Raw genomic sequence first — 19,563 nt, 5'->3', positions numbered from 1 at the left:
GGGCTGTAGCTATGATTACAGAGTCGCGTCAGATGTTGGATAAAAGAAACAGACCGCTGAGAGACCTTCGCATTTCTGTTACAGACCGCTGCAACTTCCGATGCACGTACTGTATGCCCGCCGAATTATTCGGCCCGGATTATCCTTTTTTAAAGAAAGAGGAGCTGCTTTCATTTGAGGAGCTGGAACGGCTTGCGACATTGTTTGTCACAAGATTTGGCGTTGAAAAAATCCGCTTGACCGGCGGAGAGCCCCTCATGAGAAAGGATATGCCGGAATTAATCAAAAAACTGGCCCGCATACCGGGTATTCGTGACATCGCGATGACGACAAACGGATCACTGCTGCCTGTTTATGCTAAGAGGCTCAAGGAGGCTGGGCTGAAAAGGGTTACGATCAGCCTTGATTCTTTAGAAGACGAGCGTTTTAAGAAGATAAACGGGCGCGGTGTTTCTGTCAGCAAGGTGCTGGAAGGCATTGAAGCGGCGAAGCAAGCGGGGCTCGGTGTTAAAATCAATATGGTCGTTCAAAAGGGCGTCAATGAAAAAGATATACTGCCTATGGCCCGTTATTTTAAAGAAAAAGGGCATATCCTGAGATTCATTGAATTTATGGACGTAGGCAACACCAACCAATGGGAAAAGAAAGACGTCATGACAAAGGCGGAAATCATAGATTTGATCAATAAACACATACCGGTTGAGCCGATAGCGCCTAATTATATAGGCGAAGTGGCTTCCAGATTCCGCTACTTGGACGGCTCCGGAGAAATCGGCGTCATATCATCTGTATCTGATGCATTCTGCGGATCTTGCAACAGAGCCCGTCTTTCTGCGAGAGGAGAGCTGTTTACCTGCTTATTCGCTTCAAGCGGATTTGACCTCAGAGCTCCGGTTCGCCAGGAATTAAGTGATGACGAACTATCAGAAATGATCGGGACAGTATGGAAAAATCGGATCGATCAGTATTCAGTCGATCGTACGCTATCAAAAGCATCTGGCAAAAAGAAAGTGGAAATGTCTTATATTGGCGGTTAATTGAAGTCAAAAGCTTATCGGCACTGTCCGGTAAGCTTTTTTATTAGAATCCGAGTGCAAAAAATACGTAGAAAAACCGAAATATATAAGGATAGGCATAAAGAAGGAATCATTGTAAGAAAATTTAATTCCAAAGCCATACATTATGATAAAATATAACCAATTAGAAAATAGAAAGGGTTGGAGGGGCATGGCCGCGTACGAGATCCCGTCATCTCAAGTAGGAGTGAAAATCAATAAGTGGTATAAGCACATTTTAGCATTTCAAGTGGCTGATGCCGTAAAGCTGAAAGAAGAAATTGATCTAGATATCGAACAGATGGAAGAGGATCAGCTGCTTCTCCTGTATTATCAGCTGATCAGCTACCGGCACCAAATTATGCTGGATTATGTAAAGCCTGACCTGCACGAGGAATCTCAGCTTCAATATCGTGAATTGATCAAAACGCTGGAAAGCAATCAGGACAGCATCTCCGGATTATCTGAGTATTATTTTCACTTGTTTAGAGGAATGTACGAATTTGAACAGAACAATTACATCTCGGCTATATCCTTTTATCGGAAAGCTGAGAAGATGCTTGCGTTTGTAGAAGATGAAATTGAAAGAGCGGAATTTCATTTTAAAGTGGCGGAAGTCTTTTATATTATGAAGCAGACGCACTTTTCCATGAACCATGCCGTACAGGCGCTGGAGACGTATAAGGCTCACGATTTTTACAGAGTCAGAAGAATTCAATGCCATTTCGTCATATCAGGAAACTACATTGACTACAGAAATTATGAAAAAGCGCTTGAACATTTAGATGACGCGTATCGCCTTGCTTTATTGGAAGGACAGCCCCGTTTGATCGGATCAGCCCTTTATAATATTGGTAATTGCTATGATGACAAGGGGGAGCTGGATCAGGCCGCCGAATACTTTGAAAAAGCGCTTCCTGTCTTCGAGGATTATCAGCTGGAACAGCTTCCAAAAGCGCTCTTCAGCCTGACTCGCGTTCTTTTCAAAAAACAAGATAGCCAAGCCGCGATACGGTACTATGAAAAAGGGATTGCCATTGCCCAAAAACGAAACGACTTCTTCAGTCTGGCAAAATATAAATTTCTGCAGGCATTATATGTGGAATCTGTCAATTTGGATATGATTCAAGAAGTATTTGATTATATGGAAGAAAAGGGCCTGTATGTATATATTGAAGAATTTGCTTTAGATGCAGCCTCTTATTTCAGTCATCGCGGCGAACAATATAAAGAAGCGGTGTATTTTTATGAAAAAGCGGTCAGCATGAGAGAGATGATTCAAAGGAACGATTGTTTATATGAAGTATGAGACAAAACCATCTGCTGGCAGATGGTTTTTTTTTATGCAAAAAAAGGGGAGCATCGGAACGTTTATTTCCGGGGAGAACAGGAAAAATCGCTACAGCACTGTTTTTTGAACAAAAGCCGTTTTGGGATGCAGATATGCATGTGAGGGGGAATTCAATGTTTGGTTTTAATGATATGGTGAAGTTTCTGTGGTCTTTCCTCATTGTTCTGCCGCTTGTACAGATTATACATGTTTCAGGGCACAGCTTTATGGCTTTTATTTTTGGCGGAAAGGGATCGTTGGATATAGGCATGGGAAAAACGCTGCTTAAAATTGGACCCATACGGTTCAGAACGATTTATTTTATCGATTCTTTTTGCCGGTACGGGGAGTTGAAAATTGACAATCGATTCTCAAATGCACTCGTGTATGCAGGGGGCTGCTTGTTTAACCTCATCACGATTTTTGCAATCAATCTGCTGATTATACACAGTGTATTAAAGCCGAATGTGTTTTTCTATCAGTTTGTCTATTTTTCTACGTATTATGTGTTTTTTGCCCTGCTGCCGGTCCGATATTCGGAGAAAAAGTCATCAGACGGGCTGGCGATATACAAGGTGCTCCGTTACGGAGAGCGCTACGAAATCGATAAATAACATTAGAATGTTTATTGCCTCTCAGATCGGGAAGTTAACAAGTACACACATAATTGAGAGGGGAGAATTAACATGGGTAACGATAGTGTAAAAGACAAAATGAAGGGCGGCTTCAATAAAGCCAAAGGAGAAGTGAAGGATAAAGTCGGAGATATGGCTGACAGAACGGACATGCAGGCTGAAGGCAAAAAAGATAAGGCAAAAGGCGAAATCCAAAAGGATATCGGGAAAGCCAAGGATAAATTTTAAGATAAAGATTAATCGTACGGAAGAGGCAGGAAACGAAATGTTTCTTGTCTTTTTTTTTTCGCTTTTTCTGATATGTGAATAAATATAACAAAAAAAGAAGCTGATTTGGTCAAGGTAACTAAATTTTTTAAATATTCTTTGAATTAATAGGCCTCTTCTATATAATGATGACATAAGTTGTAAACTTTTATAACATCATTTGAAGAAATCAAACAAAGGGGTTTTGATGACGGAATGTACTGCACCGAAGAAAGTGTCGGAAGCCACGGGAGTGCGAGAAAACAGTTGATATCGACACAAGCGGGGATTCAGTGAAGGCCGGAATTTCTTCACTCATTAAGAGGAACGGTGGCGATCAGCGAAGTGACCGTCCATGATGCGGAGTTAATGGCAATAGTCGGGTTCTCGGTATCGTGGAGGTCGGCGCCTCAGACTGGCCTCCATGCCATGCTTCCGGTTGCGGAGCAAAACAACGGGCTGCCATCAGGAATGTAACGTCTGGTTATGATCAATCGATGGTTTTGCACAGCCTTAGCTTCGCCCGGGGCAGATTGTCGCTGTATTAGGCCGACTCCGGCTAAACAGAGGGGGCTATTTGTTTTAATCAAACGTTTGTTCAAAACGAAAAGGCGGTCAACAGCAGCAGCTTGCAATCGCCAGAGCGCTGATGGTAAATCTGGAAAATATTTTACTTAATAAACAATTGGAAGGAATTCAGATTTTAATTGTCGAACTAGTCAGACAAGTTATTATAGAAATTTCCAAAAAAAAAGACATTTGTTATCTTAGTCGAGCGCAGTCTGGAAAACGCGTTAATCTGATCTTTCCGTGATCGACAGGGGAACGGTTGTTGACCATGGCAAGGCTGATGAAGAAACGGCATGCCGCTTTGAAAGGCATCTTACCGTATGACCCCCATTCTCGAAGAAAGGGAGGTGATGTCCCGCCTGACTGTTCCGCAAATTCGTAGTAGCCGCATCTGCTTTATATGACAAAAGAAGGAGGACTACAGATGAAACTGACACCGGTTGAACAAGAGAAATTGCTCATTTTTGCAGCGGGGGAATTAGCCAAACAGCGAAAGGCGCGGGGCGTTCTGCTGAACTATCCTGAGGCTGCTGCTTATATCACCTGCTTTATTATGGAAGGCGCACGTGATGGGAAGGGAGTAGCAGAGCTGATGGAAGCCGGCCGCCATGTATTAACGGAAAAAGATGTGATGGAGGGTGTGCCTGAGATGCTGGACAGCATTCAGGTGGAGGCCACATTTCCGGATGGAGTAAAGCTTGTTACGGTACATCAGCCAATTTCTGCGGAGGTGAAGTCATGAAGCCGGGAGCATTTCAAATTGCTGAGGGAACCATTACGATTAATGAAGGGCGTGAGATACGGGAGGTAACGGTAAAAAACACCGGATCACGCTCCATTCAAGTCGGTTCGCATTTTCATTTTGCGGAGGCCAACGGGGCTTTATTATTTGACCGTGAGCTGGCGATCGGCATGCGTCTTGATGTTCCATCAGGCACGTCGGTCCGTTTTGAGCCGGGAGAGCAGAAAACGGTCTCACTAGTGGAAATCAGAGGACGCAAGACAATTAAAGGGCTGAACGGAATGGCCGACACGTTTATCGATGAACGCGGCAAAGAAAAAACGTTGGCCAACTTAAAACAAGCCGGCTGGATGGAGGGTGTAATCCGATGAAAATGTCACGGGAGGAATATGCGGAACTGTTTGGCCCGACAACGGGCGATAAAATCAGATTGGGCGACACGGATTTATGGATCGAAGTCGAAAAGGATTTCACAGTATATGGTGAAGAAATGATCTTTGGCGGCGGAAAAACAATCCGCGACGGCATGGGCCAAAACGGCAGAATCACAGGGAAGGACGGCGCTTTGGATTTAGTTATCACCAACGTCGTGCTATTGGATTACACAGGCATTGTCAAAGCGGATGTCGGTGTGAAAGACGGCCGGATTGTCGGTGTCGGAAAAAGCGGAAATCCTGATATCATGGATGGAGTCGATCCACACATGGTCATCGGAGCGGGGACAGAGGTGATTTCCGGTGAAGGCAAAATTTTAACAGCCGGGGGAGTGGACACGCACATTCATTTTATTTGTCCTCAGCAGATGGAAGTTGCGCTTTCTTCAGGTGTGACGACCCTTTTGGGAGGCGGAACAGGACCCGCTACAGGAAGCAAAGCGACAACATGTACGTCCGGGGCGTGGTATATGGCGAGGATGCTGGAAGCGGCCGAGGAGTTTCCGATCAATGTCGGCTTCTTAGGAAAAGGGAATGCATCCGATAAAGCGCCGCTGATCGAGCAGGTGGAAGCAGGCGCCATCGGCCTTAAGCTCCATGAAGACTGGGGCACGACGCCAAGCGCCATTAAAACGTGTATGGAAGTCGTGGACGAGGCTGATATTCAAGTTGCCATCCATACCGATACGATTAACGAAGCGGGCTTTTTGGAAAACACGCTCGACGCGATCGGGGACCGGGTTATTCATACTTATCACATTGAAGGGGCAGGCGGCGGCCACGCTCCGGATATTATGAAGCTCGCCTCTTACGCGAACATTCTGCCGTCATCTACAACGCCAACCATTCCTTATACCGTTAATACGATGGATGAGCATCTTGACATGATGATGGTCTGCCACCATTTAGATGCGAAAGTGCCTGAAGATGTGGCATTCAGCCATTCCAGAATCAGGGCGGCGACGATTGCCGCGGAGGATATTCTCCATGATATAGGTGCGATCAGCATGACATCATCGGATTCCCAAGCGATGGGGCGGGTCGGTGAAGTGATCATCCGAACATGGCAGGTAGCCGATAAAATGAAAAAACAGCGCGGCGCTCTTGCCGGTGAAAACGGGAATGACAATGTGCGCGCAAAACGGTACATTGCCAAATACACGATTAATCCGGCAATTACGCACGGGCTCAGCCATGAGGTCGGCTCGGTGGAAAAAGGGAAGCTTGCTGATCTCGTTCTGTGGGACCCGGTATTTTTCGGCGTGAAACCGGAACTGGTCTTAAAGGGCGGCATGATTGCACGTGCGCAAATGGGAGATCCGAACGCGTCCATCCCGACTCCTGAACCGGTTTTCATGCGCCAAATGTATGCTTCTTACGGAAAAGCCAACCGCTCAACCTCGATTACATTTATGTCTCAGGCAAGCATAGAGCGTGGTGTGGCAGAAAGCTTAGGGCTGGAAAAAAGGATTTCTCCAGTCAAAAATATCAGAAAGCTGAGCAAGCTGGATATGAAGCTGAATTCGGCTTTGCCAAAGATTGAGATTGATCCAAAAACCTATCAGGTCTTTGCTGACGGGGAGGAATTGTCTTGCCAGCCTGTCGATTATGTCCCACTTGGACAAAGATATTTCTTATTTTGATAAGACGCGGCCGGAGTGCATCCGGCCGTTCTATTGACTAAAAACGGTGCACAAAACCCGTGTATTTAGTGTATATTAGATGTTGACAAACGAATCAAATGTAACTATTATAGTTACAACGGTGGTGAAAAAACATGATTAACAGCCGTCTTGCTGTTGCCATTCATATTTTATCCCTCATCTCGATGGATGAAAAAACATCTTCAGAAATCATTGCTGACAGTGTCAACACAAATCCGGTAGTTGTGCGAAGAATGATCAGCCTGCTGAAAAAAGCTGATATTCTCACATCACGCGCAGGGGTGCCGGGTGCAAGCCTCAAAAAAGATCCTGCTGATATTTCTCTTTTAGAAGTGTACCGGGCTGTCCAAAAGCAAGAAGAACTCTTTGCGGTTCATGAAAACCCGAATCCGAAATGTCCGGTAGGGAAAAAAATTCAGAACGCTCTGGATGAAACGTTTGAAAGTGTGCAAAGAGCGATGGAAAATGAACTGGCGAGCAAGTCATTAAAAGATGTTATGAATCATCTCTTTTAATCAAAAGGGATGACTTCTCACCGCTAACATGTAACTAAAATTGTTACAAATAAGGAGGAAAATGAAAAATGAAAATTGGTATTATAGGCGCAAGCGGGAAAGCGGGAAACGAGATTTTGAAAGAAGCGAAAACAAGAGGCCATGAAGTGACAGCCATCGTCAGAAACGCTTCAAAAGTGCAGGGGCAGGACGTAGCGGTTTTGGAAAAAGATGTGTTTGAACTGACTGCGGAAGACATCAAGCCTTTCGACGCAGTCGTAAACGCTTTTGGAGCAGCACCCGGCCAAGAACATCTTCATGTTGAAGCAGGAAGAGCACTCATCAGCATTTTAAAGGACGCGAAGCGCACAAGATTGCTTGTTGTTGGAGGAGCGGGAAGCCTGTTTGTTGATGAAGCCAAAACAACCCGTTTAATGGATACACCGGAATTTCCGAAAGAATATTTGCCAACTGCATCAAATCAAGGCGAGAACCTGAAAGATTTGCAGCAGACAGACTCCATTTCCTGGACGTTCCTCAGTCCTGCGGCATTTTTTGATCCGGCAGGAAAACGGACTGGCTCTTACCAAAAAGGAAAAGACAATGTCATCGTAAATGCAAAAGGCGACAGCTATATCAGCTATGCAGATTATGCCATTGCCGTGTTGGACGAGCTTGAACATCCCGAACACAAAAATGAACGCTTCACAGTGGTAAGCGAAGCGGAATAATAAAAAACCCGGAGCCAGCTCCGGGTTTTTCTCATTAATAAGTGCTGTACGTATCGCTGAAAAGGCCGTCAGCAATCCCAAGCATTAAAAAGATGAAGAAGGCGATAATCGCAAGAATGGATACAGCAATGCTTACGATCAAATAAATCCCTTGCATCTTTACGAATTTCGCGTAATTCTCCAGCATTAAGTCTTCAGACTGTCCGCTATTGTGTTCAGCCATTTGGCCTGCTTCCCTAGCTGACCTCATCAAAAAGATACCGGAAATAATTTGCAGTACGCCTGGCACGGCACCGATTAGAAAAATGAACGCGCCTGAAAGCGCGGTAATTGCGCCCATAATAATAAATAAAATGCCTGTAGCTTTTCCCCATTTCGAAATGCTGATGAGGGTTTTGTTCATTGTTTCAGGATTCATGTATACTGGCTCCCCTTTACAAAAAAATACTCACTTTTCTTTTATACACTATTTGTGAGAAGTTTTGTATAGAAAATAACATTTTGGGGATTGACCCTAACGTTGCGTGATTGTTTACGATAAAAAAGAGGAGGTGTTATGTATGAAATATCAAGTTAAACAAGTGGCGGAGATATCAGGTGTTAGCATTCGGACGCTTCATCACTATGACAATATTGAGCTTCTGAATCCTTCAGCGCTTACTGATGCTGGGTATCGTTTGTACAGTGACGCAGACCTGGAAAGACTGCAGCAGATTTTATTTTTCAAGGAAATCGGGTTTCGTTTGGATGAAATTAAAGAGATGCTGGATCATCCGAATTTTGACCGGAAAGCGGCACTTCAGTCGCAAAAGGAGATATTGATGAAGAAAAAACAAAGAATGGATGAGATGATTCAAACAATTGACAGGACGCTTTTGTCCGTTGATGGAGGGGAAACGATGAATAAGAGAGATTTATTTGCCGGATTAAGCATGAAAGACATTGAAGAGCACCAGCAGACATACGCTGATGAAGTCAGAAAGCTGTATGGAAAGGAAATCGCAGAAGAAACAGAGAAAAGGACATCTGCATATTCGGCAGATGATTGGCGCACGATCATGGCTGAATTTGATTCGATTTACAGACGAATTGCGGCACGAATAAAGCATGGGCCCGATGATGCAGAAGTTCAGGCCGCAGTGGGGGCATTTCGCGATCATATTTGCCAATATCATTACGATTGCACACTCGACATTTTCAGAGGACTTGGGGAAGTGTATATCACTGACGAGCGATTTACCGATTCAATCAATCAATATGGAGAAGGTCTTGCCGCTTTTTTGCGGGAGGCGATCATCATTTACTGTGACCATCAGGAAAACCCCCGGCCGTAAAGGCTGGGGGTTTTCGCATCTTATAAGATCGGCGACAACAGCCGCGAGACGGATTCTTTTATTCGAATCCACAACGGGCGCTGCAGATACTCCTCATAGGTGAATTTTCTGGATACTAGCAAATCTTCTTTAAAAGTTGAAACCAGTTTTTTAGCAATGGTGATATCGTATATAAATGCATTAACCTCAAAATTCAGCCTGAAGCTTCGGACATCAATGTTCGCTGTGCCGACTGAAGCGATTTCGTCATCCACCACGATGGTTTTCGCGTGAATAAAGCCGTTATCGTAAATATAGACAGTGGCTCCGGCTTTCAGCAGATCGCCGATATACGAAAGTGTCGCCCAGTATACAAAGGCGTGATCGGGCTTGTTCGGAATCATAATGTTAACGTCAATGCCCGAAAGGCAAGCGATCCTTAAAGCATCCAGCAGGCTTGCATCTGGGATAAAATAAGGTGTTTGTATCAAAATGGAACGCTTGGCGTTCGAAATCATTTTGATGTAGCCATTTTTAATTTGTTCCCATTCCGAATCAGGGCCGCTTGTGACAATCTGCATCCCGACGTTGCCTTTTGGGCCGTAATCAGGAAAGTGATTTGGAATATATGTCAGCGTATGGTGATGAGAAGCTTGGTTCCAGTCAAGGATGAATCGTGTTTGGATGGCGTGCACGGCCGTTCCTTGCAGCCGGATATGCGTATCCCGCCAATAACCGAATTTCGGATTAAGCCCTAGATACTCATCTCCGACGTTAAAGCCTCCGACATAACCGGTCATACCGTCTATGATCACAAGCTTTCGATGGTTCCGGTAATTCAGCCGCAGGTTAATCGGCCTGAGCTTTGACGGGAAAAAGACCTCCACATGCCCGCCAGCCTCGCGAAGCTCTTTAAAAAACTTTTTTCTCAGCGTTCTGGACCCGAGTTCATCATAAAGCACTCTGACCTGAACACCTTCTTTCGCCTTTTGGATGAGAGCGTCCCGCAATTTTTTGCCTAATTCATCGCCTTTATAAATATAATACTGTAAATGGATATGATCCTTAGCCTTTGAAATGTCACTCAGCAGCCGCTGAAATTTATCCCGTCCATCTGTAATGACGTCAACTGAATTATCCTCTGTAAACACAGCATGGTTATTCATAATCAGCATATAAATTAAATCTTTGTTATCAAAGGTTGCCCGGTTGTTAAACTGAAATTGCTTGGTTTCTAAATCTTCAAGCTGATGCTTCAGCAGCCTTTCAATTCCAATCTTTTTCCGGTCTTCCCATTGAAACAAATGCTTGCGTCTGAGATTATGGCCGAATAATAAGTATAAAATAAAGCCTAAAACGGGAATAAAGAAAAGAACAAGCAGCCACGCCCAAGATGCACTGGCATCGCGCCGTTCTTTGAAGATGACAATGATGGCCAAAAGAATATTTAAAATGAAAAAAAGTGATAAAAGGATGGAAGAAATACTCACTTTGTAACCCCGCTCATTCATATTTATCAAGAAGATTGCCATTAGTATTCCATGAATAACAGTGATCTGATTCCCATTACAAATTATAACACTCACATTTTAAAAGAATAAAGAGCGGCGATCCAGATTCTTCGTGAAAAATACGGGCAGATTTCTTTAAAACCAGCTTGCACCTGCGTTAAAATAAACACATATGATAACGTTCGTGAAGCTTGAAACATCAAATAAAGGGGGAGGATTATATGAACTTTTACAGAGTCGAACAAATGCCGGGGTTCATCAAAACAGAAATGCAAAAAATTCAAAAGGCCGTACAGCCTTTCATGAAAAAAACCGTCATTTACCGTTTTCTTGCTATTCCGCTTGCTGCATTCTCTCTCTTTAATTTAGCTGCTTTTCTATTTCATGCTTCAGCTGACAGGGAGTCCCTGATCAGCGCAGGCATATTCGCCCTTTTGGCGGCGCTCGGGCTCGCATTTTTTAAAGAGGCAGGCTATCAGCATAAACAAATCCAAAAAACGGTTCACATCTATATGCTGAACAGGATCAAAAAGAGCGAAATCCTTTCAGAAGAGCGGAAAAGCTCCTACGCACGACAAATAAAGGAAGAGCCTTTTGCGATGCGGAGTTTTGTTGAATTTTTGACTGAGGAAGACAGACGCAAAAAAATGTATTAAAGAAGAGCTGCACCCGGATTGTTGAGTTTTTCCAGACGATCCAGGTGTGTTTTTTTGCATGCAGACACCCGAAATAAAAAGTGCGGTTTCGGATTGATTCCGGACTTCATCCGTTTTTTTGATATTCATTTCTGGGTAACAGCGTTGCTTTGTTGATTTCCTCTACTAGAGATGTCTATTGTATGCTTGCTTCAGGATTTGGTGTTTACGCCGGCCTGCTTTGAATAGTCAAATAAAATAGGCATGGTTCCGTTTATATGGAACTCATGCCCTGTCCTGTCTCATCATTATTCAAACACCGGATCATCCTCATAATAATAAGAATCCGGATCATCATACGAAGGCGTGTTCTCAAAAGCAGCAATGCCGATTACCACCAGCACGAAAATGGCTACAATGATCCCGATCAGGACAGTAACGATACTAGATGCTGCATAAAACAGCTGCATTTTTATAAATGTCCCGTAATTTTCAAGCATGCTTTCGCCAGCGCTGCCGGCTAGATTTCCTTCGGTTTCCGCGGCTGCTTTTGCTGAGCGCATCAAAAATACGCCTGATATAATGAGCAGTACGCCCGGGATGGCGCCAATCACTGTCATCAAAGCAGACAGAGTGACAAGCGATCCCATAATGATTAACAAGATGCCAGAAATTTTGCCCCACTTGGCAATGTCGGATAGCGACTTGACAGCGGAGGCGCTCAGCTGGCGGGTCTCCTGTTCAACAGGTGCAGTCTCCTGTTCAGCGAGGCTATTTTCTTCATTATGATTTTCAATTTCGTTTTCATCTTTATCCAGACTAATCATGAAAGCTCTCTCCCTAAAATTTTTAAATCGTATCTTTTCCCGTCCATTTCGGCGATGCCGGGGAATAGTCCCCATTCTGCAAACCCGTGCTTTTCAAACAGCTTCAGGCTTGGTTTATTATGCCCGAAAATGAAGGCCATAAGTGAGCGGATGCCAAGATTCGGGGCAATGCGGAGCGCTTCTTGAAGCAAATATGATCCAACACCTTTGCCGCGGCATGCTTCGTCAATGTATATGCTGACCTCCGCTGTTTTATTATAGGCTGGCCTTCCATAAAATGTTTCAAAGCTGATCCAGGCAGCGACGTTTCCGTTTTCGTCCTCGGCCACATAGAGCGGGCGTGACTCTGTATGTCCCAAAAACCATTCCATCCGGTCTTCAGGAGTTACCGGTTCGGTATCGGCTGTTACCATTCGAGAAGCAATCGTTGAATTATAAATCGCCACAACAGCCTCCAAGTCTTTATGTTCAGCAAGACGCAATGTCATGTTCATACGTTTTTGGCACTCCTCTCAAAAAAAATACATATTTTCGTTCAGTCTGTGCAAACTACATCTAAAAAAGTTTTTTTGGATAGGTTGTATATATTTTCAGAAAAGTGTTCAGAATGTTGCTGAGGTGATGAAACAATGAGAGAGGAAGAAAAGAAAACTTCTCAAGTCAAAAAACTTCAGCAGTTTTTTCGTAAACGCTGGGTGTTCCCTGCAATTTACTTAGTCAGTGCGGCCGTCATTTTAACAGCTGTCCTTTGGTATCAATCAGTATCAAATGATGAGGTGAAGGATCAGTTGTCTGATAACGGCGGAAACTCCGCATATGACAACAACGACGATGCAGTTGAAGTAGGAAAGTCAATGGAAAATGTCGCAATGCCGGTTGTTGATTCTGAAAACGTTTCTGTTGTGAAAAAGTTCTATGAAACCGATGCCGCAAAAGAAGAGAAAGAAGCAGCACTCGTTACCTATAATAACACGTACAGCCTAAGCAAAGGAATTGACTTAGCTGAGAAAGACGGAAAAGATTTCGATGTCTCTGCTTCTCTGAGCGGTACGGTTGTTAAAGCTGAAAAAGATCCAGTGCTGGGATATGTTGTGGAAGTAGAACATGCCGACGGTTTATCGACTGTGTATCAATCTCTTTCCGAAGTAAGCGTTGAGCAAGGTGACAAAGTAAAACAAAATCAAGTGATCGGAAAATCTGGCAAGAACCTTTACAGTGAAGATAGCGGAAACCACGTGCACTTTGAAATCCGTAAAGATGGGGTCGCAATGAATCCGTTAAACTTTATGGACAAACCAGTTTCTTCTATTGAAAAAGCAGCAGCTGCTGAAGAAAAAGCTGCCACCCAAGAAACAGAAGAATCCATTCAGCAATCTTCCGAGAAAAAGGACGGATCAACTGAAAAAGGAACAGAAGAAAAATCCGGTGAGAAAAAGGATGATTCCACTGACAAATCTGGTTCCAAAGAAAGCAGCACAACAGAAGACACTGAACAGTCTTAATGAAGAAAACGTCTATCCTTGTGATGGGCGTTTTTTTCTGTTACTTTTTGCTTTGTTTTACCGTCTATGTAGTTACATGTAGGCACGTACGTTATAAAGGAGGTTATGTCATGAACCGCCTATTGCTCGCAGGCTGGATCTTTTTTATCCTGCTTTCTGTCTGTACGGAAAGCTTCAGCGGCATGGTCGTATCGCAAACGGTGGCTTTTCATTTTCAGCCGCACCCTGATCTGTCTCAATTTTTAGTTATGGATTTTACTGAGCTTACTGTACCTGAAGCGTTTATTCAAAAAATCGGGCACGCGTTTTCCTTCTTTGTGCTGACATATTTGCTGTGGAAACAGCGGGGCAGCATAAGATCAGCTGCAGCCGGCTCGTTCGCATTTGCTTTTTTCACAGAAGTTCTTCAGCTCTTCTTCAGCAGGAATGGTTGTATCCGGGATGTGCTCATCGATGCTGTTGGTATTGGATTGTTTTATGGTTTATATGTGTTGGCGAAGCGAAGAAAACAAGAGATGTATGAGAAATATTAAAGCCGGCTGTCTTGATTTCAGACGCCGGCTTTTGTCTTTCTTAGAAATTTTGATCGGTTGGTTTTTTCGTCAGTTTATTGATAATGGCTTCATAGATCCTCACGATCAAATCGACGAACGGGCGAAGCAGATCTGAAAATCTAAAGAAAAGGAACCCGATAATGATGGCGACAACGAGGCTGCCCAATACATCTACCGGATAGTGATGTCCCACCCAAATTCTCGAAAATCCTGTCAAAAGCCCAAAAATGACAAGCGGCCAGCCGATTTTGCGGTTTCTGAAAAGCATCGCAATAGAAATCGCTAATGCACCTGTCGTGTGGTCACTTGGAAATGAAGCATCCGCAGCATGCGGAATCAGTGTATGCACTGTATGCGCAACGAACGGGCGCGGTTCGAAATAAACAAGCGTAATCAAATAGTTGATCACAAGGCCTGCAATTCCTGTGATGCCTGCGTATAGCACATGTTTTCTGCTTTGTGTGTTCCCAAACAGCCAGATTGCCAATAGGATAAGGGCATAGGCGACAATGGCATATTCCGTGATGAAGACCATAATGGAATCGAGAACTGAATTGTGATGAGATAGTCCATGGATTGCTTTAAAAATTTCGTAGTTCAAATAATCACCTTTTACATTTTTATATTTAGTAGACTAATCTTACTCATGAAAAGTTTCAAATAAAAATAGAGATTGTCTGAAATAACGGCGCTTGAAGAGAATTCGAAGAGGAATCGCGGTTTCTGGGGGGGATTCTGTGCACAAAAAAAGAGATCCGGAGTGTCCGAATCTCGTACCGATATTAAAGTGCTTCAGGTCCTTCTTCGCCTGTGCGGATGTTGATCGTATTGCTGATTTCATAGACAAATATTTTACCGTCACCCGGTGATCCCGTTTTCAGCACCCTTTTAGCGGTCTCAGTCACTTGATCAACAGGAACCTTGCTGACCACAATTTCTATTTTTAAACGTTCGTATACATTGCTTTCTATTTTTACCCCTCGATAGAGCTCCGTATGTGCTTTTTGAAGGCCGCAGCCGTGTACATTGGAGAAAGTCAGAGAGGTCACTCCGATTTTTCCGAGTTCCTGCTTCAGCTTTTCAAAATTTGCCGGACGCGTTACAATTTCTACCTTGAACATTTGACCGCTCATAGCGTCACTCCTCACATAGAATCTTGATATGCTTTTTCCCCGTGCATCGTTAAGTCAAGCCCAAGTGACTCTTCTTCTTCAGTTGCGCGAAGGGGAAGGAAGAGGCTTACAAATTTAATAATAACGAAAGTGACAATAAATACAAAAACATAAGTGGCGGCGATGGCGACGATTTGTTTCCAGATTAAGCTTGCATCACCGTAAAATAACCCATCTGCGCCCGCTGAGTTAACAGAGGTTGTTGCGAATAATCCTGTTGCGATTCCGCCCCATGTGCCGCCGATCCCGTGCAGGCCAAAGGCGTCAAGCGCGTCGTCGTATCCGAATTTCTTTTTAAGCGAGAATACTCCCCAGAAACAAACAGCTCCGCCGATGATGCCGATAATAATGGAAGCGAACGGTGTGACAAATCCGGCAGCCGGCGTAATGGCGACAAGCCCGGCGATTGCGCCAGATACCGCTCCGAGCATTGTCGGTTTTTTGTTAATGATCCATTCTACTAAGATCCAGCCGGCGATCCCGGCTGCAGCTGCGGTGTTTGTGTTGATGAACGCGTACATGGCTACACCATCTAAAGTCAAAGCGCTGCCGACGTTAAAGCCGAACCAGCCGAACCAAATCAAAGCTCCTCCTAAGAAGGTGTAAATGAGGTTATGCGGAGAAGACGCTGTACCGTCTTTCCGTTTGCCGAGCACAATGGCAAGAACAAGTCCTGCCACACCGGAGGAAATATGAACAACATTGCCGCCAGCAAAATCGAGCGCTCCAAGCTGGCCGATCCAGCCGCCGCCCCATACCCAGTGCGCTACGGGTGTGTAAACCAAAGAGGCCCATAAAACCGAGAATAAAAGAAAAGCGCCGAATCGCATCCGCTCTGCGAAGGCCCCAGAAATAATCGCTGTAGTCAGAACGGCGAACGTCATTTGGAACATCATAAATAACGAGTGGGGGATGGTATCGCTGTAATCTCCCGGATCAAATCCGACCCCTTTGAGGCCGGCCCACTCCAGTCCGCCGATGATTGAATTGCCTGGTGCGAAGGCAAGTGTATATCCGAACAGCACCCAAACGATGGAAACGATGGCAATGGAAGAGAAACTGTGCATGGCAGTGCTCAGCACATTTTTGCTCTTTACCATTCCTCCATAAAATAACGCTAATCCCGGGGTCATCAGCCACACGAGTAAAGCGCAAAAGAACATAAAAACTGTATCGCCCATTTGCATGTCTCATTCCTCCGTATCTTTCAGAATTAAATTGCAATTATTATATTTCTTCATTATAGAGAAAAAAGAATGATAAAACATTTTCATGTAAGATTTCCTGACATGGTTTTTAAGAAATGTTATCGAGGGACGGAAAGAAAGGAGAACGACATTTTTTACGATATAAGACTTTGTATCTATAAAAGAAGCTATTCATTTGAGCTGAAAAGGGAATTGACATTAATTAGAATACTCTATACTGTATTAAGTGTACTATATCAAATAATACACTGAGGGGGATGTATGATGAATAAAGGCGGCAGGCTGAGGAGAGCATTATGCAAGTCGATTCCCGCGACGTTCCGATTGTTTTTAGCCTTTAATTTTTTCGTGTACGGTCTGGCGAAAGTGGTGATTGGCCAGTTTGGCGAGGTGACGCCTGAAATCGAGGCGGCTGCCGGGGAGGGGTTTACGATCGCGTGGACATTTTTCGGTTATTCTCATGTCTATGAACTATTTATAGGTTTTGGTGAAATCCTGGCAGCTGTTTTATTACTGATTCCGCGAACGGCTGCATTAGGGGCGGTTATTTTTATGCCCATTATTGTGAACATCGTCTTGATTAACTATTGTTTTGATATTGGCGTGCAGGATCTTAGCACGATATTAATGGTTATGTGTCTTATCCTGCTTTGGATGGACCGCCGCAAATTCATGGGCATTTTCAGGCAGGAACCGATAGACAGCAGGCAGGTGATGAAGCGATGACGCCCCTTATGATTACAGTGCTTGCCGGTTTGTTCGTATGCACAACCTGTTACTACTACATAAAAGAAAAATCATGAGAAAACGTTCCTTCTGAGAATTTCACAAGCATCATAAAAGAACTTAGGCAGTGTGAAGAGTAAAATATGCAATGTGAGAAACACTAACAGTATCAGGAGGAGACGTATGATGAATACACTCAACATTGATTTTCAAAAAACAGCATTGGTCATCATTGATTTACAAAAGGGGATTGTGCCGATTGATCAAAGCGGCCAGGTTGTCCCGAACGCGAGAAAGCTCGTAGATGAATTTCGGAAACATAACGGGTTCATCAGCTTTGTAAATGTAGCCTTTCATGATGGAGCGGACGCCCTGAAGCCGCAAACGGATGAGCCTGCGCAGGGAGGTTCAGGGGAAATGCCGGCGGACTGGGCTGAATTTGTTCCGGAAATGGGTGTGCAGGATGGCGATTATACTGTGACAAAACGGCAATGGGGTGCTTTTTTTGGCACAGATTTAGACTTGCAGCTGAGACGGCGCGGCATTGATACGATTGTATTGTGCGGCATCGCAACGAATATCGGGGTGGAAAGCACAGCACGGGAGGCATTTCAGCTTGGCTATCAGCAGATTTTTATTACAGATGCCATGTCCACATTTAGCGATGAAGAGCATGAAGCCACACTGCGCTTTATTTTCCCGAGAATCGGTAAATCGCGGACAACGGAAGAGTTTCTGGAACAAGTGAAATGATGTTATCGAAAAAAAGCCGGGCTGTTTTTTTAACAGCGGTGGCTTCGGGAACAATGCTGAATCCGCTGAACTCGTCTATGATCTCTCTTGCGCTCCATAGCATCCAGCATGAGTTTCACCTCTCGTTTACAACGGTTTCCTGGCTGATTTCCTCGTTTTACTTGGCGAGTGCCGTAGCGCAGCCCGTAACGGGGAAGCTCGGTGATTTGATTGGGCGGAAACGCTTGTTTTTATTCGGGCTTATTCTTGTTGCGGTTTCTGCCATCGGGGCGCCGTTTGCGCCGACGTTTATGACATTATTGGTCATGCGGCTGTTTCAATCGGTGGGGAGCAGTGCGATTTATCCGTCAGGTGTCGGCTTGATTCGGAATCATATTCATGAGCGCCAAGCTTCAGCCTTGGCTGTACTCTCTATTTTTGCGTCAGCCATGACGGCGCTGGGGCCGACAGTCGGCGGGTTTTTGATTGTATGGGGAGGCTGGCCGGCGATCTTTATCGTTAATTTGCCGTTTATTATCCTCAGCTTCTTATTGGGCCTGTATATGTTCCCGAAAGATCAGAAAAAAGGGGCAGGAATCAAAACCATTATTCAGCAGCTCGACATTCTTGGAATTGTTTTATTTGCCGGGGGAATCATTTTCCTTCTATCCTTTTTGCTGTCGTTCAGCACGTCGCCGCATGCGGTTGAAGGTGTGCTTGGCTTGCTTCTGCTCTGTGCGTTTGTCTGGCGCGAGCTGAAAACGGATAAGCCGTTTATTGATGTCCGTCTGTTTAAAACACAGCGAAACCTGTCAGCCGTGTATGTTCAGTTTATTTTATTGAATGTTTTCTTCTATTGTTTATTTTTTGGTTTGCCAAGTTACTTTCAGGATGAAATGCATCTTTCTGTTCAAACGAGCGGCCTGTTTATGCTGTTTATGTCTGGAATGAGCATCGTTGTGTCACCTCTAACCGGCAAATGGATCGACCGATCTGGTGTCGTCAAGCCGATCTTTGCGGGAGCGCTTTTGATGACGGCTGGAGCCGTGCTCTTAACCATCTTTTTTATCAATGTCCAGACCATCGGTAAAGGGCTCATTCTGTCGCTCTTGGGTATAGGCTACGGACTGAGCAATGTCGCGCTTCAGGCAGCGATGCTGAAAACGAGTCCTTCCAACATGGTAGGAACGACTTCAGGCCTGTTTCAAACCTGCCGTTACCTAGGATCGATTTTGTCTTCGGTGATCCTTGGCATTCTTTTTGGTAAAGAAATCACGGCAGCCCATTTTGATATGATGGGAATCATTATGATCATAGCGGGCGGAGCAAGCCTGTTAATGGCTGTGAGGTTTGCTGCATTAATGAAAACTGCATCTTAAGAAAGAGGCGGGCTCTGAGGTCTGTCTCTTTTTCTTGTTTAAGCTGTTCAAATACAAACGGGAAAATTGTATATCATAGCCAGTGTTATTGTCTGACTCTTCA

The 19,563-nt window shown here is 44.4% G+C and carries 24 protein-coding genes and 2 pseudogenes; 18 read left to right on the top strand and 8 right to left on the bottom strand.

Annotated elements, in window-relative coordinates; translation table 11 throughout:
* The first annotated feature begins 11 nt into the window (after positions 1 to 11).
* The 11 genes and pseudogenes from moaA (at position 12) to MKX38_RS18715 (ending at position 7,901) form a co-directional block, all read left to right on the top strand.
* Positions 12 to 1,037, top strand: coding sequence for a GTP 3',8-cyclase MoaA (moaA, locus tag MKX38_RS18765; protein WP_339188016.1), 1,026 nt, complete (start codon positions 12 to 14; stop codon positions 1,035 to 1,037).
* Between the two features lie 190 nt (positions 1,038 to 1,227).
* Complete coding sequence (gene rapB, locus MKX38_RS18760) at positions 1,228 to 2,364, top strand: response regulator aspartate phosphatase RapB (RefSeq protein ID WP_339188013.1); 1,137 nt, start codon at positions 1,228 to 1,230, stop codon at positions 2,362 to 2,364.
* Between the two features lie 155 nt (positions 2,365 to 2,519).
* On the top strand, positions 2,520 to 2,999 hold the full coding sequence (locus MKX38_RS18755; RefSeq protein ID WP_003244390.1) for a hypothetical protein: 480 nt from the start codon (positions 2,520 to 2,522) through the stop codon (positions 2,997 to 2,999).
* 72 nt (positions 3,000 to 3,071) lie between these two features.
* On the top strand, positions 3,072 to 3,248 hold the full coding sequence (gene csbD / locus MKX38_RS18750) for a stress response protein CsbD (RefSeq protein WP_339188011.1): 177 nt from the start codon (positions 3,072 to 3,074) through the stop codon (positions 3,246 to 3,248).
* A 226-nt stretch (positions 3,249 to 3,474) separates the two neighbouring features.
* Positions 3,475 to 3,644 (top strand): annotated as a pseudogene (locus tag MKX38_RS18745) (urea ABC transporter substrate-binding protein); the annotation flags it as partial.
* A 271-nt stretch (positions 3,645 to 3,915) separates the two neighbouring features.
* Complete coding sequence (locus MKX38_RS18740; protein WP_339188009.1) at positions 3,916 to 4,080, top strand: hypothetical protein; 165 nt, start codon at positions 3,916 to 3,918, stop codon at positions 4,078 to 4,080.
* Positions 4,081 to 4,260: 180 nt separating this feature from the next.
* On the top strand, positions 4,261 to 4,578 hold the full coding sequence (gene ureA / locus MKX38_RS18735; protein ID WP_003227724.1) for an urease subunit gamma: 318 nt from the start codon (positions 4,261 to 4,263) through the stop codon (positions 4,576 to 4,578).
* Positions 4,575 to 4,949: an urease subunit beta gene (gene ureB, locus MKX38_RS18730; protein WP_015251023.1), complete on the top strand. Its 375-nt coding sequence runs from the start codon at positions 4,575 to 4,577 to the stop codon at positions 4,947 to 4,949. Before ureA ends, ureB begins: the two co-directional genes overlap by 4 nt.
* A complete protein-coding gene (ureC, locus tag MKX38_RS18725) occupies positions 4,946 to 6,655 on the top strand; it encodes an urease subunit alpha (protein ID WP_003243090.1) in 1,710 nt (569 codons plus the stop codon). The genes ureB and ureC overlap by 4 nt, the downstream gene beginning before the upstream one ends.
* 134 nt (positions 6,656 to 6,789) lie before the next feature.
* The gene (locus tag MKX38_RS18720; RefSeq protein WP_003227734.1) at positions 6,790 to 7,191 is read left to right on the top strand and encodes an Rrf2 family transcriptional regulator; all 402 of its coding nucleotides are present in this window, start codon (positions 6,790 to 6,792) and stop codon (positions 7,189 to 7,191) included.
* Positions 7,192 to 7,259: 68 nt separating this feature from the next.
* On the top strand, positions 7,260 to 7,901 hold the full coding sequence (locus MKX38_RS18715; protein ID WP_326131675.1) for an NAD(P)-dependent oxidoreductase: 642 nt from the start codon (positions 7,260 to 7,262) through the stop codon (positions 7,899 to 7,901).
* Positions 7,902 to 7,935: 34 nt separating this feature from the next.
* Here the strand turns inward: MKX38_RS18715 and MKX38_RS18710 are convergent, their stop codons facing one another.
* Positions 7,936 to 8,319, bottom strand: coding sequence for a DUF5362 family protein (locus MKX38_RS18710; RefSeq protein ID WP_014478231.1), 384 nt, complete (start codon positions 8,317 to 8,319; stop codon positions 7,936 to 7,938).
* Between the two features lie 142 nt (positions 8,320 to 8,461).
* Here MKX38_RS18710 and mta point away from each other — a divergent pair, with 142 nt between their 5' ends.
* A complete protein-coding gene (gene mta, locus MKX38_RS18705) occupies positions 8,462 to 9,235 on the top strand; it encodes a transcriptional activator Mta (protein WP_128993500.1) in 774 nt (257 codons plus the stop codon).
* A gap of 20 nt (positions 9,236 to 9,255) precedes the next feature.
* On the opposite strand, the gene cls is transcribed toward mta, so the two are convergent.
* Positions 9,256 to 10,704: a cardiolipin synthase gene (gene cls, locus MKX38_RS18700; RefSeq protein WP_003243311.1), complete on the bottom strand. Its 1,449-nt coding sequence runs from the start codon at positions 10,702 to 10,704 to the stop codon at positions 9,256 to 9,258.
* Positions 10,705 to 10,946: 242 nt separating this feature from the next.
* Between cls and MKX38_RS18695 the strand changes: the two genes are divergently transcribed.
* Positions 10,947 to 11,381, top strand: coding sequence for a DUF5392 family protein (locus tag MKX38_RS18695; RefSeq protein ID WP_003244359.1), 435 nt, complete (start codon positions 10,947 to 10,949; stop codon positions 11,379 to 11,381).
* On the opposite strand, the pseudogene MKX38_RS18690 reads toward MKX38_RS18695, so the two are convergent.
* The 3 genes and pseudogenes from MKX38_RS18690 to MKX38_RS18680 form a co-directional block, all read right to left on the bottom strand.
* A pseudogene (locus MKX38_RS18690) lies at positions 11,378 to 11,510 on the bottom strand (hypothetical protein). The gene MKX38_RS18695 and the pseudogene MKX38_RS18690 overlap by 4 nt on opposite strands.
* Positions 11,511 to 11,668: 158 nt before the next feature.
* On the bottom strand, positions 11,669 to 12,187 hold the full coding sequence (locus MKX38_RS18685) for a DUF5362 family protein (RefSeq protein WP_069322959.1): 519 nt from the start codon (positions 12,185 to 12,187) through the stop codon (positions 11,669 to 11,671).
* Positions 12,184 to 12,675, bottom strand: a complete 492-nt coding sequence (locus tag MKX38_RS18680) for a GNAT family N-acetyltransferase (RefSeq protein WP_072692832.1) — start codon at positions 12,673 to 12,675, stop codon at positions 12,184 to 12,186. Before MKX38_RS18680 ends, MKX38_RS18685 begins: the two co-directional genes overlap by 4 nt.
* A 141-nt stretch (positions 12,676 to 12,816) precedes the next feature.
* Here MKX38_RS18680 and spoIIQ point away from each other — a divergent pair, with 141 nt between their 5' ends.
* Together spoIIQ and MKX38_RS18670 are read left to right on the top strand one after the other, a co-directional pair.
* Entirely contained in the window at positions 12,817 to 13,689 is an 873-nt protein-coding gene (gene spoIIQ / locus MKX38_RS18675; RefSeq protein WP_069322958.1) for a stage II sporulation protein spoIIQ, read from the top strand.
* Positions 13,690 to 13,799: 110 nt separating this feature from the next.
* Entirely contained in the window at positions 13,800 to 14,222 is a 423-nt protein-coding gene (locus MKX38_RS18670; RefSeq protein ID WP_003227753.1) for a VanZ family protein, read from the top strand.
* A 40-nt stretch (positions 14,223 to 14,262) separates the two neighbouring features.
* On the opposite strand, the gene bcrC is transcribed toward MKX38_RS18670, so the two are convergent.
* The 3 genes from bcrC to amtB all read right to left on the bottom strand — a co-directional run bounded on the left by bcrC (position 14,263) and on the right by amtB (position 16,602).
* A complete protein-coding gene (gene bcrC, locus MKX38_RS18665; RefSeq protein ID WP_015714854.1) occupies positions 14,263 to 14,844 on the bottom strand; it encodes an undecaprenyl-diphosphate phosphatase BcrC in 582 nt (193 codons plus the stop codon).
* A 181-nt stretch (positions 14,845 to 15,025) separates the two neighbouring features.
* On the bottom strand, positions 15,026 to 15,376 hold the full coding sequence (locus tag MKX38_RS18660) for a P-II family nitrogen regulator (protein ID WP_003221829.1): 351 nt from the start codon (positions 15,374 to 15,376) through the stop codon (positions 15,026 to 15,028).
* 11 nt (positions 15,377 to 15,387) lie between these two features.
* Positions 15,388 to 16,602 carry an ammonium transporter AmtB gene (gene amtB, locus MKX38_RS18655; RefSeq protein WP_015251031.1) on the bottom strand — a complete coding sequence of 405 codons (1,215 nt, stop codon included), beginning with the start codon at positions 16,600 to 16,602 and terminating at the stop codon, positions 15,388 to 15,390.
* A 282-nt stretch (positions 16,603 to 16,884) separates the two neighbouring features.
* On the opposite strand from amtB, the gene MKX38_RS18650 reads away from it, so the two are divergent.
* The 3 genes from MKX38_RS18650 (at position 16,885) to MKX38_RS18640 (ending at position 19,460) form a co-directional block, all read left to right on the top strand.
* Entirely contained in the window at positions 16,885 to 17,349 is a 465-nt protein-coding gene (locus tag MKX38_RS18650; protein WP_080479597.1) for a hypothetical protein, read from the top strand.
* Positions 17,350 to 17,532: 183 nt separating this feature from the next.
* On the top strand, positions 17,533 to 18,102 hold the full coding sequence (locus MKX38_RS18645; protein WP_029318727.1) for a hydrolase: 570 nt from the start codon (positions 17,533 to 17,535) through the stop codon (positions 18,100 to 18,102).
* Complete coding sequence (locus MKX38_RS18640; RefSeq protein ID WP_069323077.1) at positions 18,102 to 19,460, top strand: MFS transporter; 1,359 nt, start codon at positions 18,102 to 18,104, stop codon at positions 19,458 to 19,460. The genes MKX38_RS18645 and MKX38_RS18640 overlap by 1 nt, the downstream gene beginning before the upstream one ends.
* The last annotated feature ends 103 nt before the right edge of the window (positions 19,461 to 19,563 follow it).

Source organism: Bacillus sp. FSL M8-0025, assembly GCF_037975475.1.
Classification (GTDB): Bacteria; Bacillota; Bacilli; order Bacillales; family Bacillaceae; genus Bacillus; species Bacillus subtilis.
This window is presented reverse-complemented; position numbering and strand designations above follow the sequence as displayed.